General features: G+C 65.2%; 6 protein-coding genes. 4 read left to right on the top strand and 2 right to left on the bottom strand.

The features are described from left to right. The first annotated feature begins 19 nt into the window (after nt 1-19). Nucleotides 20-1,000 carry a hypothetical protein gene (locus FBR05_12375; GenBank protein ID MDL1872978.1) on the top strand — a complete coding sequence of 327 codons (981 nt, stop codon included), beginning with the start codon at nt 20-22 and terminating at the stop codon, nt 998-1,000. Nucleotides 1,001-1,008: 8 nt separating this feature from the next. On the opposite strand, the gene FBR05_12370 is transcribed toward FBR05_12375, so the two are convergent. Continuing rightward, a complete protein-coding gene (locus FBR05_12370; protein ID MDL1872977.1) occupies nt 1,009-9,840 on the bottom strand; it encodes an FHA domain-containing protein in 8,832 nt (2,943 codons plus the stop codon). 307 nt (nt 9,841-10,147) lie between these two features. Between FBR05_12370 and FBR05_12365 the strand changes: the two genes are divergently transcribed. The 3 genes from FBR05_12365 to FBR05_12355 all read left to right on the top strand — a co-directional run bounded on the left by FBR05_12365 (nt 10,148) and on the right by FBR05_12355 (nt 11,999). Continuing rightward, nucleotides 10,148-10,390 (top strand): hypothetical protein, encoded by a 243-nt coding sequence (locus tag FBR05_12365; GenBank protein ID MDL1872976.1) that lies wholly within the window; start codon nt 10,148-10,150, stop codon nt 10,388-10,390. Between the two features lie 39 nt (nt 10,391-10,429). Then, the gene (locus FBR05_12360; protein MDL1872975.1) at nt 10,430-11,095 is read left to right on the top strand and encodes a DUF1345 domain-containing protein; all 666 of its coding nucleotides are present in this window, start codon (nt 10,430-10,432) and stop codon (nt 11,093-11,095) included. Nucleotides 11,096-11,300: 205 nt separating this feature from the next. Beyond that, entirely contained in the window at nt 11,301-11,999 is a 699-nt protein-coding gene (locus tag FBR05_12355; protein MDL1872974.1) for a hypothetical protein, read from the top strand. Between the two features lie 3 nt (nt 12,000-12,002). Here FBR05_12355 and FBR05_12350 read toward each other — a convergent pair. Further along, nucleotides 12,003-12,803 (bottom strand): sigma-54-dependent Fis family transcriptional regulator (locus tag FBR05_12350; GenBank protein ID MDL1872973.1); only part of this gene is annotated, 801 nt, incomplete at its 5' end.

Raw genomic sequence — 12,803 nt, 5'->3', positions numbered from 1 at the left:
CGAGGCCAAGGCCGAGGGGATGATTCGCATCTTCGGGAGGGGCCCTAGGGATTATCCCGAGGCGGCGCTGCGCGGCGCCCTGCAGTACGCGGCCCGCTCGTCGTTGGGCAAACTCGCCCTGCGCCGCCTCTTCCTCATTCTCGCCACGGAGGACATCCCCGCCAAGCTGCGCGAGCTGAAGACCCAAGACAGCCCCGAGTCCACGCCGGACCTGCTGCGCGAATGGCAAGGCCTGGGGCTGGGCCCCGAGGAGATCGCCCACGAGCTGCGCGGGACCCCGCACAACGCCTATCTCGACGATGTGCGGCTGGCGCGGAAGGTCGTCTCCGTACTGCGCGCGAAGGAAAGGGCGCGCAGGGCCTCGGCCGAGGAACGCCTCCGAGCCAAGTTGGGATTGCAGTCGGGGATCCTCGAGGCCCTGCGTTCCGGTGGGCCCCTGCGGGCGGAGACCTTGCTGAAGCTGCTGCAATGGAATCCCGACCGCGCCACGCAGCGCCTTCTCAGCGACCTGCGGGAGGGCCGCCTCGACCTGCGCGTGGCCGGCGAGGAGGAATTCGAGGCGCTGTTCCGCGCCTGGGGCCAGGCGCGGCGCTGCGACGGGGCCCTCTTCGTAAAGGCCTTCGACGGCATGAAGCGGGATCTCATCCTGGTGCGCGAGCTCAGCCCCGCCGCGCGCGCCGGGGGCGAAACCAGCCACGCGGCCTACGAGGAGCTGATGCTGAGGCTGGAGGCGGTGGTCCACGAGTGGGAACACTTCCGCCATTTCAACGGGGAGATCGCGATGCGCGGCCTGTCGCGCGAGGGGCGCCTCGTCTCGGAGATCATGGCCTCCTTGGAGGAGGACCGCTGGCAGGGCTACTTCTCGCTCCGGGAAACCCCGCTGGGCCGCCTCGCGCGCCGCCTGGGGCAGCCCCTGCCGCTCTACCTGCGGGACTTCCACGACTGGCTTTACTTCTCGAAGCGCAACGCGGAGCGGACCGCGGGTTGGTTGCGGGACTGAGGCGACTTTCACTCCGAGCCGAAGAAGTGCACCGCGGTGCCCTCCATCACGATCTGGTCGCCCGGATGCACCGCGAAGGTGGGGCCCGGCTTCCGGTCGTAGCTCTTCCAGGCGAAGACCTCCTTGCCGTCGCGCAGGACCTTCATGCCGTTGAGCGAGCCCATGTCTTGGATGAAGACGCCGCCCGCCGAGCGGAACAGGCGGACATGCTTGGCAGAGACGCCCGAGGTCTCCTGAGAGGCGGGGAAGGCGTCGCGGCCGATCACGACCTCGCCGGCCCCCTTGGGCATCACGTAGATCCAAGCGTGATCCAGCTTCCGCAGGCCGGGGATGTTTCCCGGCACCATCGGCAGCATCTTCGCGTGATGCGGCCCGGCCTTGGCGTGGGCGGCGGCGGGCAGCGGCTCGGCGTGGGGCGCCGCCGCGGACGCGGCCTCCGCGGCAGGATTATGGAGGTAGGCGATCAGGCTGAAGTTGTCCGTCTTGAAGTGATTGACCGCCTTGCCGCCGGTCGGCGTGTCGAAGACGCGCCCCTTCGCGTCGATAAACTGTTTCTTGCCATGATGCTCGAAGGGATAGCGCTCCAGCTGCTTGGGATTGGCAGAGGGATTTTTTAGCCAATCGCGCGCCTCGGCGAGGACCTCCATCCGGCGATGGGCCTCGTGGGTCAAGACCTCGCGCGCCTGCTCGGCGGTCTTGCAAAATTGGATCAGGTCGAGGACCTCGCGGGTGCTGCCGAAGTTTTCCCAAAAACCGTCGGAACCCGCCAGGATCATCTGCCCGGGCTTCAGCGCGACGCCGGCCTCGTAGGCCTTGCCCGCCTCCTTCGCCCCGGTAGCCGTGCCGGGCGCGGGGAATTCGCCGTCCGAGGTCTTCTTCACCGCGACCACGCCCTCTTTGCCCACGCTGTTCGTCACGACGTTGGCCATGGGGTGCAGGGCGCCGGCGAGGGTCTTGCGGGCGCCGCCGAACTCGTAGTCCTCGCCGGGGCGCAGCATGCCGGGCACCGCCGGCAGCCCCTCGTCGACCGTCCGAAACACCCAGTGCCACTTTCCGTCCGCGCCCCGCTCCAGGATCATCGCGCGCGCGTCGCCCACCCAGGAGAACTCCGCACGATGCGCCCCGCCGGGATGCTTCGGGGGATGCACGCGGACCGCGACGGCCACCGCCCCCGCGCCGCCCTGCTCGGGCAGCGGGGCCGCGGGATCCGAGATTCCGGCGCGGGCCGCGGCCAGGGCCTGCTGCACCTGCTCCGGCTTCGCCCACTTCGCCTTGCCGCCGGTGAGGTGATGCAGCTCCGCGTTGAAGCGCCGCACGGTCTTGTTGGCGAGCGCCCAGGCCTGTCCCTCGTCGCCGGAGCGATGCATTTCGGCCTTGAAGGCCTCGGCGGTGAGCAGCGCGGCGACATCGCCGTGCCCCTCGCCGCCCATGCCGTCGACGTCCAGCATCAGCAAGCCGCCCTTGCCCCGCATCACCAGGACGTTGTCCTCGTTCTTCTTGCCGTAGCCGGCGCCTTGGGTCGTCACCGCGGCGACCTCCCCAGAGCTGCCGTCCGGAGGCAGACGATGCACCGGCGGCGCCTTCAGATCGACGTCGCCGTGGAGGATGGGCGCGGACTCGACGAAGAGCCCGGCGTTGCCGGCGGGCTTGGCTGAAAGTTTTGGAGCCGGTGCGGCGGACGCGGGCGGGGCCTGAAAGACGCCCAAGAGGTGAAATTGTCCGTGCTTGTCCTTCGTCGAAAGCACGTCCCCCGGCTTGAGCCAGGCGCTGCCCTCGACCTTCGCGCCGTTGACGTAGACGCCGTTCGTGCTGTGCCGGTCGGCGACGTACCAACCCTCGGGGGCGCGCTCGATGCTGCAGTGGAGGCGGGAGACGAAATCCCCGGAGACCACGACGTTGGCCTGGGCCGGATCGCGGCCGATCCACAGAGGCTGACCCTCGGCCGCGGGCCGCAGGGGGCGCAGCGGGCCGTCGCTCGCCCCGGCCACCATGGGGAGGAAACGCAGCCGGTCGCCCTTGAGAAATGCGGGCTTGTCATGGAACAGGACCTGGAAGCTCCGCGTCTCGCCGGTCTTCAGGTTTTTCAACTGCCATCGCCCCTGCCCGTCCTGGCCCGCAACCTCCCAGGTCTGCTCAAGAGGATGAGCCTTATCGGCAAAGGCCAGGACGCCGGAGCCTTTCTCGTCCTTGGCGGTGACGTGATAATCCGCGACGAAGCCGGCCTCGGGCGGCGCCTTGCCGGCCTCGACCGCGCTCAGGTAGGCCTTCGCGGCTTGGTAAGAGGCCTGATACTCCGGATCGCCATGCAAAGGGCTTTTCGGATTTTCACAAGCCGCAACCCAGGCCTTCGCGATCTCGGCCTTGCGGGCCGGATTCGCGATGCCCGCGACCGAGGCGTCGGGAATCGAGCTCGCCTCGACCGGCGCTGGCGCCCAGGTGGACTCCGGGACGGCCTCGGGAAGCGGCGCGAGGGTCCCCGCCGACTTCGGCTTGGCAGTGGAACCCATCGTATCGTTGGCCGCCCAATCCAGGGAGATCGACTCCGGCGCCGGCCCCTTCGCCTTCACGCCGCTGAGGCTGGGCGGGGGCGCCTGCACCGTGTCGGGGGCGAAGGTGTCGGGTGTCGAATGCCCGGACTTGCCGAGCGGCGAGCCGTGGGCCGCCAAGGGGATGTCGTCGAAGAAACCCGGGAGCTTCGGCGCCTCGGCCGCCTTCGCCGCGCCGGACTTTTCGATCTCCAAGTCGCGGACCATGGCATAACGGTCGAGGGCGTCGCGGAACTCCTCCGAGCCGACCGGATGCCGGGCGATCTCCTCGAGGGTGAGCTTGGCCAGTTGATAGAAAGGAGGAATCTTGGCGTCGCTCCGCGAAAAGACGTCGGAGAGCAGCTCGCCATAACGATCGCCGTGCGCGGCTTCCGCCGACTGGGCGTAGGCCGCCTCCAGCTCGGCCTTGCCGGCGAAGGGCTTGCCGTATTCCGCGGCCAGATGGTCCGCGGCCCAATCGGGATTCAGCTCGAGGCCGCGGAGCAGGCGCTCGAGGCGTGCGACCGCAGCGGCCTTCTCCGCGCCCACCTGGCCCTCGAACTCCGGCCCGACCTTGGCGGGGTCTTCCTTAACTAAGACATCGACGTCGCGGCCGATCGCCTCGGCGGCCTTGGCGATCTCGGGGCTGGGGTGTTCCAGCATGCGCTCCTCAAGGAGGGAGAAGACCGCGTCGAGCTTGGCCGAGGCGTTTTTGACAGGCTCCACCTCGACGGCCCGAGGCTTGGAGATACTGACCTTGCCGTCCTTCGGCACCTCAAGCTCCGCACGCGCCTCGAAGAGCTTGTCGAGAAAGCTGCGGCGCAGCTTGCCGAACTGTTTCGCAATGGGCCCGGGCTTAGGGACGGCGGCGGGCGCCGATTCGGAAAATCCCTTGGCGGAGGTCGTCATGCCTTCTATCACTAGACTCTTCAAAGACTCGGTGAAGGAAGTCTCGTGAGCGAGGCCGAATTCTTCCGCAAAGCGGATCGTCTCTTCCGCAAGCTGGGCCTTGTCCGTAGGGCTTAGCTCTTTTTTTCCGGAGGCTTCGAACTTCTGCACCTTGTCGTAGACAAAATCCAACAGCCGCTTCTTCAGGCCGCCCTGCAACTTGCGCAGGTTCCGCGCCAGGATCTCGGGGCCGGGCTTGGCGGGCGCGCCGCCGCCGAAGACCCCCGAGAACAGGGCTTCGTCGTGTGCCTTGCCCTCCATCCCTTTTTTCATGGGGGCCGCCGCGCTCTCCGCCAGCTTGCCCAAGGCGGCCTCGAGGCCCTGCAGGAATTCGCCGCGGGTGGGTAGCTTGTCCGCCGGGACCTCGGGAAATAGTGATTCGACCGAAATCGGGCCCTTCGCCTCCGAAAAATCCGGCGGACGGATCACCGTATCGGAGGCCGCCTCCTTGCCGGGGAGCGACTCCTTGAGCCGCGCGCGCAAGAGGCCTTCGATCTTTTTCACGAAGGCCGCATCCTTGGCGACGCCGAAATGCGCCGCCAGCTTCTTGGCCAGGGCCTCGGAGACGAATTGAACGCGCTCGCCGATCTCGAGGGCGCCGGGCGTATCCTTCGCAATCCAATTTTTCAGCTCATGGAAACTCGTGATGAGGACGCGAGCCAATTCCTTCTTGAAGGCGACCGGATCTCCGGAATATTCCTTCGCGAGCAGGCTCACCTCGACCACCACTTGGTCGATATCGAGACCGCCGGTCTTTTTCGCCGGCGCCGCTTCGGACGGGGGCTTAGGCGATTCGGATTTCGCCGGCGCAGCGGGTTTTTCGACCGGGGCCTTCTTGGCGTAGGCCGCCATGGATTCCGGCAGCCAGGCGCCCGCCGGCGCATGCGCCTCGGTGCTCCGAATCAAGCCCACCACCATCTCCGCCAGGCCCTTGCGGAAGGCGGGATCCCCGGCAAGACCGAGCCGCTCGGCCAGCTGGAAGGCCGCCTCGCACTGCTGCTGGAGAAAGACCTCGCGGGACACCGCCTTTCCGCCCTTTTCCTTGGCGGAGAGCCACTCACCGGTCTTCGCCTGGAGGTCCTTGGAAAACTGCTCCAGGCTCGCGGCGATCTCCGCTTTATCCGCGCGCTTGGGCTTGGCCGGCGCGGGCTTCGCGGCGGAGGACTCCAAGGGAAAGGATGGCAGGCGCTCGTTGTGATGGGCCGCGACCTTTTCGAGGCTCTCGCGCAGCAGGCCCTCGAGCTTCTTTTGGAAGGAGGCCTCCTGCTTCAGCCCCAACTCTTCCGCGAAGCGCCGGACGAAATTTTCCGCGTTCTTCTTCGCCAGACCGGGAATGAGCTTTTTCTGCTGCTCGGGAGTCGGATGCTGGGCGTCGAGCGTGTGCTCCGCCTCGGCCATGAAGAGGCGCAGGTAGGCCTCGAGCTCGCGGGGCAGACGCTCGGCGGCGTTCTTGTCGACCAGGCCGCGCTCTACGCCCAAGGCCGCCAGCTTTTTGGCCTTCTGCACCTGGGCCTCGACGATCGGAGGCAGCCCCTTGGACACTGGGACCTTGGCGGCGGGCTTCGCCGCGGCCGGCGCTGCCGGGACTTCCGCCTTGGGGGCCGCGGGCTTTTTCGGCTCCGCCTTCGGCGCGACTGGCGCCTCGGCCGCCGGCGCGGGTTTGACCTTCGCCTGCTCCGGCGCCTTGGCCTCGAGGTCCGCCTCCTTCAGCTCGTAGCTCGCCTCGCCGGTCTTCAGATCCAGCTTCAAGTCCTTCGCGTAGGCCACCGCGCGCTTTGCGGCCTCCTCCTTCGGCAGGCCCTGCTCGACCCATTTTAGATAACTCTCGCGCGCGGCCTTCATCTTGGCCTGCGTCGCGGCGTCGCCCTCGACGATTAAATGCCCCGTCGCCGTATTGATGGCGTGGGTCCCGTAATGGAAGGCCAACATGCGCAGGGCCTCGCCGCCGAAGCGCTCCCAAAAGGTGTTGGGGTTGTCGTGGTGGAGGACGAGATCGCCGACATAACCCATGCCGGTCGCCACCGCCGTCTGGGTCAGCATCGTCCCCGCGAAATTCGCCGCGGATTTCCCGGCGACGGATTGGCCTTCCGCGCGCAGCGCCGCCAAGGCGGCCTCGTCCAGGCCCAGCTTCGCGCCGGCCTTGCCCCAGGCCTTGCCGCCGCCGTGGAAGGACAGGGACATGAGCGCGTTGAAGCCGACGCGCTTGAGCTCGAAGTCGCCCGGGGTGAAGGCCTCCATCGTCAGGCCCTCCGCGAAGGCGCCGGCCGTGAAGATCCCCGCCCGCACCGCGAAGGCCCTGCCCCCGCCCTGCGCCGCCCAGCGCAGGGCCAGCGAGGTCCCGCCGAGGCCGCCGCGCAGGGCCGCGCCGACGCCCATCGTGACGGGCATGGTGACCGCGGTCATGACGACCTCGTCGACGATCCCGTCCCAGCTCTCGTCGGCCAGGTTCCAGGTCTTGTCGGTCGGGTCCTTCATGTCGTCGTAGATCTTCCAAGCCTCGGTAGCGATCGGGTCGCTCAAACCTTTTTCGGCCTTCGCGTCGACCTTCTCGAAGGCCAACTTGCGGACCTTCACCGAGAGCTTGCCGGCCAGGGCCTGATCGACCAGTTTTGCGACGTCCTGTTCGCTCGCCTCGCCTTTCGGGAAACGCTGTTTGAATTCGTAAGGGTGCTTTTCCTTCATCTTGGCCAAGTCGGCCTTCACCTGCTTCTCGACCTTGGGCCGCTCGGCCTCCACTTCCTTCTTGAGCTGGGCCAGCTTATCCGCCGGGATCTCCGCCAAGGCTGACTGGAAATCCTTGGCGAAGAGACCCTCGAGGATCTCGCCGGCGACGACGTAGGAACCGGTGCGGTGCCGAATCTCCTTCGCCGCGGCAAGCAGGGCCGCGCGCCGCTTCTCGGGGGTATCGGTCGCCTTCAGGCCTTCCAGGGTCTCGAGGCGGAAGAGTGTGTGAAAATCCTTGTCGCGCGCCTCGAGGTTCTTGCCGTGCGCCGCGACGAGCCGCAGGGTCTCGGGGTCGCCGGGATGGAACTCTTCCGAATTGGCCCAAAGCCCGTCAGGCTCGTGCTTGTATTCGGTGCGCGTGAAATCCTTTTGCTTGTCTTCTTCGGTGGCGAGGCGGCTGGGGTCGTAGACGAATTCCTTGAGCTTGCCGGCCTTCAAGCGCCCCTTGGAAATCACGACCTCCTTGCCCTCCTTGCCGGGAGGGAAGATGTAGGCATAGCTGTCCGTCTTGATGCAGCCGCCCTCGGGCCCGATCACCACCTTGAGCGTGTCGGGGTATTGCGTGTCGCCATAGGCGACGTGCCCCAAGTCGAGGGTGCCGCCGGCGAGCTTCACCTGCGGCGAGGCCTTGCCGGTGGCCACCCAGTGGCTGTAGCTGATCCGCATGCCGGCCTTCACGGTGGGATCTTTGCGAAAATCCTCCATCGCCTGCCGGCTGTCGGCGGCGACGGCGTCCAAGGCCTCGTCGAGGGTGTCGGCCTTGCCGTTCTCCAGATAATATTTCAGCGCGGCGAGGAGGCGCGGACTCTCTTTGAGAAAACGCGGGTCGACCTTCTTGTCGCCGACGCTCGCGGCCACCGTGACGAGCGAACTATGCCTCTGATCGAAGAGCGCCCGCTCCCATTCCCCCAGCTTGGTCAAGGCGGCGAGACTCAGCTGCCGCAGGATAAGGCCGCCTTCTTGGCGCATCTTCAGGACTTCGGGGTCCTTTGAGGCCTGGGTCGCCTGCTTGAACTCGATCAGCTTGAGACGCGCGGCGGGCAGGTTGCCTTCCAACAGCAGGGCCTTTCCCTCGTAATACTTCTTCTTGGCCGGATCGCCTTCCTTGGCGGCGAGACTTTGGTTGAGGCCGATCATCCCCTCGAGATGGAGCTGCTGCAGCACGCCCAGCTTCTTGGCGTCGTCCAGCTTTTGGAAGCCCGGGGTGAATTCGAGACGGTAGCCGCCGCCGTCCTTGGGAGAAAACTTGACGTAGCCTCCCAAGTTTTTGAGATGCGCGTTGAGCGGCGAGAGGTGCGCTGCCGCGGCCAACTCTTGGGCCTTGGCCATGAGCTTATCGAAGCCCATCGTCTTGCTCTGCTCCGCCAAATGCCCAGATAACTCCTCGACCGCCTTGGAATCGCCCAGGGCCTGGCGGACCTTGATCTCCTCGGCCAGGTAGAGGGTCGCCTTCCCGGAATCGCCGGAGGCCTGGGCCAGGTGCCACTCCGCGGAGTATCGCTTCGCAAGTCCTTGCAGGTCCTGTCGGTAAGCGAGGGCATAGCCCGCGTCCTCGGGAGAGGACTTGGCCAGGGCCTCGTAATCCTTCAAGGCGCCGATGTAGTCGCCCAGGCCGTGGCGGATCTTGGCACGGAGTAGGTAGGCATCGCCATGCTCGGGATGCTTCTCGATCAGTTGGTCGCCAAATTTGAGAAAGCGTTTGTAGATGTCGACCGCCAGCTCGTGCTTGCCTTGCTTGTCGGCGATCTCCGCTTGGTAGACGTTGACCTCCAAGAGCCGGCACTGCACCTTGGGCGAGGCCGCGAGGACCTTGCGTTGCTCGGCGCTGAGCTGGATGTAGAACTCGCCCTTGATCCGCTCGGCGAGCTTGTCCGCCTCGGCCAGCTGGCCCTTGCCGATCAAGACTTCGATGCGGCCGACCTGCATCTCGTCGGCGACCGCCTCGAGGTGCTTTTCCGCGGCCTCTTCCTGTTGTTTTTTCAAGGCCGGGTCCTGGGTCTTCGCGGACTGGGCCTTGAGCAGCCGGGCCGCATCCGCGTGCAGGCCGATGTCCTGCGGGGCGAAGAGACTCGCGGAGTGGTAGAACTGCGCCGCCTCGTTCGTCTTCCCGCTCTCTTCCAGGGCCCTCGCCTCCAGCTTGAGGGCCAGCGAGAAGCGCAGGCGGCTCTCTTTCCAGCCTCCGGTCCCCGGCGGGACCGCGGCCTTCGCGTCGGCGTCCTTCCAGCGAAGCGGTTCGCCCTTGAGAAAGGCCAGTTGCTGGTCCTGCGGCAGGAGCGGGAATTTTGTTTCGCTATTCAAAAAAGCCAGGGCGGATTTCTTCGCCGCCCCATTGGCCTTGGGATCCGTCGCCTCAGGATGGCCTTGCAGGTATTGGGCGGTGGCGGCGGCGATCTCGGTCTTGGCCGTCTCGCAATCGGCCTTCGCCTTCAGCTTCCCCTTTTCGTCCAGCTTCTCGAGGGTCTTTTGGATCTTTTCCGCGACGCCTTGGATCTTGGCGATGACGCCCTTCACCTTCTCGAGCGAATCAAAGCTGAACAGCCTCGGCTTGGGCTCGGCCTCGATGACGACGGGCGGAATTTCGTTTTCCGATGCGACGGGAGCCGCCGGAATCGGCGCCTCTTTCGAAGTGATTTTGTTTTCCATGAGACCCCCGGAGCTCCTTGGGAAGGTTTTGGAATTGTAACACCCCCCGGCCTTATTAGAGCAACCGCCGTGCCAGGAAAAAAATCACGGCGCGCCCAAGGCCTTCGCTTGAAATCCCAAAGCTTTTTAACGCGTCGCCGCCAAGCGGGAGGGACAGCCTGTGCAATACCAAGGTTCATATTGTGCAAAACATAAGGACAACTTATTCCGATTAATTAAAATAAATTAATAAAAACAATATATTAAATATGGCATCCGACTTGCTTTATATCTTTATGCGAGCCAAGCGCTCCAAGGAGAAAACGCCATGGGAAACGCCTTCGTCAATGCCTTCGCCGTCCTCGAGCCCGCCAGCGGATCCGACGCCTTCAGCACGCGTCAAGCCCCCCGCCGCCCCGCCTCCTTCTTCGAGGCCCGCGCCGGGGTGAACCGCCTGTTTCGCGCGCCCGCCGCGGCGGCGCCCTTCGCGGAGGATCTGGTCGAGACGGCGCCCTCCGAGGCGGTCGGATTCGTGGTGGAACAATTCCTTCAGCGGCCGAAATGGGCCTAACAGTTGGCCTCGACGCCTCCGCTCTGCTAAAAGGCGTCGATGGAACGCCTGATCCAGATCGGCCCCTTCACCCGCATCTTCCTCACCCTGCTCATCGCCGCGGCCGTTTACTTCCCGCTCCGCTCGCTGCTCTCCTGGCGTACCGATCTCTTGATCGCCTGGTGCGCCGGCGCCCTTTTCTTCCTGGGCCAGGTCGCGACGATGTTCAGCCTGCTTGACGCGGAGGGCGTCAAGCGTCGCTGCCAGCGTCAAAAGAGCGAGGGCCACGGACCGATGCTGGCGGGCGTGATCCTGACCTCCCTGGTGAGCATCGCCGCGGTCATCTATCTCTTGGACGACGTGCGACCCGAGCACGGCTTCTACAAGCTGCACCTGGGTTTCTCGCTGGTCTCGATCTTCTCCTCCTGGTTCATCATGCAGGCGATGTTCGCGATCTATTACGCCAGGAACTACTATAAAAAATCCTCGGCCCTCGCCGCCAAGGACGGCCTGACGGGGGGCCTGCGCTTCACTACGGAGGAGGCCCCGGACTACTGGGACTTCCTCTACTTCTCCTTCACGCTGGCGATGTGCTACGGCGTCTCGGACATCCTGATCACCTCCAAATTCATCCGCCGCATCGCGCTGTTGCAGACCCTGCTCTCCTTTTTCTATTACACCGTGATCATCGGCCTGGTGATGAACGTGATCGGGACCCTCTTTTGAACCTACGGGGAAGGGATCTTAGCCGACCCCAAGCGCCTAAAATCCGTAGCCCGACGCAACTTCCGCCCCTATAATGTTGATAATTAGTATGAAGGACCACCCGTGCCGGGGTGAGGGGGAACGCGTGCAGGTCTCTTTAATCCAGAAAATCCGACACTTAACCGCCATCGCCCTCAGCGTCTGGGCCTTAGCCCAATGCTCAGGCATGTCCGGCTCCCCGGGCGGGACCGCGGGCGGGGGCGCCGTCGGCGAGGCGCCCGGCGGGGGCGCGATCTCTTCGGGAGGCTCCGGAACCGGTTCCGCGCCGCTGCCCGTCTCCGCACCGGCGGCCGCGGCCAGCGGCGGTGGCGTCCTGTCTTCGCCGGCAGACGACGACCTGATGGAGGACTGCGACCCCAAGGCCTTCCTCTTCATGGGCAAGGATCTGACGAAGATGTTCGAGGGGGATTTCGAGGCCGGCCTGCCTTGGCGCCAGATCGCCGACAAGCCCTTCGTCGGAAACTTCGGCGTCATGGCGATGGGCGGCGTCAATGTCACGGGCATGCAGGTGCGCGTCCTGCGCATCTCTCCGGACAAGGGCAAGGTCTCGTACCGGGACTATCTTCTCAACCAAACCTCGCCCGGGCAGCATCCCTTCACGGTCGAGTTCGAAAGTCCCGCGGCGGGCGAACGCCTCGAGCTCTACTATTACCCGCTGCAGAAGGCGATCGACGAAAAACCCGAAGACCCGGCCTGTATCCCCGTCAAGACCAAGGACTTTTCGGAATCCTGGTTGAGCCTGAGCGCCGCCGACTTCGCGGCCGGCCCCGGGAAGCGCTGGAAGATCCCGCTGGGCGCCTTTAACATCGAGCTCTACTACCGCTTCGAGCGGCCGGAATTGCCCGAATTCGATTTTTCCAAATAGGTCTCAGACGAACTTGTCGTCGATGTAGGCCTTCAGGCCCTTCAACTCCACCGGCACGCCGAACTTCTCCAGCTTCGTGTAGAGATTTCTCCGCGAGATCCCCAGGGCCTGCGCCGCGTTTCCCTTGTGGTAGCCGTTGTCCCGGATCGCCAGCAAGAGCTTCTCCAGCTCGGGGTCCATCGTCTCCTTGGCCACCGTCTTCATCATCAGGTGCTTCATCGCCTTCTTCTTGCCGAGCAGGATGGGCTTGAAGGCCAAGGACTTGAGTCCGATGGAGCCGTTCTCGGCGAAGAGGGCCGCGGTCTCGAGGGTGTTCTGCAGTTCGCGGATGTTGCCGGGCCAGGGGTAGTTCATGAACTGACGCAGGACCTCCATGCTGACCCGGCAGGGCTCCTTGCCCTCGCCCGCGGCGATCTTTTTCAAAAAGTGCTCGACGAGCAGCGGGAGGTCCTCCAGACGCTCGCGCAGCGGCGGAAGGTGGATCGTGACGCCGTTCAAGCGAAAATACAGATCCTCGCGAAACTTCCCCTGCTCGACCAATTCCTGCAGGTCCTTGTTGCTCGCCGAGACGACGCGCACGTCGACCTTGACCACCTCGTTGGAGCCGAGCGGCCGGATCTCGCCCTCCTGGAGGAAGCGCAGCAGCTTGGCTTGGAGGTTGAGGCTTAAGTCGGCGATCTCGTCTAAGAAGATCGTCCCGCGATGGGCGTATTCCAGGATGCCCTTCTTGTCCTTGTCGGCGTGGGTGAAGGCGCCGCGCTTGTGGCCGAAGAGCTCGGATTCCATCAGGGTCTCCGGCAAGGC

Source organism: Deltaproteobacteria bacterium PRO3 (assembly GCA_030263375.1).
GTDB lineage: Bacteria > UBA10199 > UBA10199 > DSSB01 > DSSB01 > DSSB01.
Note: the sequence above shows the minus strand (reverse complement) of the source record. Positions and strands in the feature narration are given on the sequence as shown.

Excerpts from the sequence above, each read along its gene's own strand:
- FBR05_12375 (MDL1872978.1), top strand. The coding sequence starts at position 20 with ATGATTCGCATCTTCGGGAGGGGCCCTAGGGATTATCCCGAGGCGGCG.
- FBR05_12370 (MDL1872977.1), bottom strand. The coding sequence starts at position 9,840 with ATGGAAAACAAAATCACTTCGAAAGAGGCGCCGATTCCGGCGGCTCCC.
- FBR05_12365 (MDL1872976.1), top strand. The coding sequence starts at position 10,148 with ATGGGAAACGCCTTCGTCAATGCCTTCGCCGTCCTCGAGCCCGCCAGC.
- FBR05_12360 (MDL1872975.1), top strand. The coding sequence starts at position 10,430 with ATGGAACGCCTGATCCAGATCGGCCCCTTCACCCGCATCTTCCTCACC.
- FBR05_12355 (MDL1872974.1), top strand. The coding sequence starts at position 11,301 with ATGTCCGGCTCCCCGGGCGGGACCGCGGGCGGGGGCGCCGTCGGCGAG.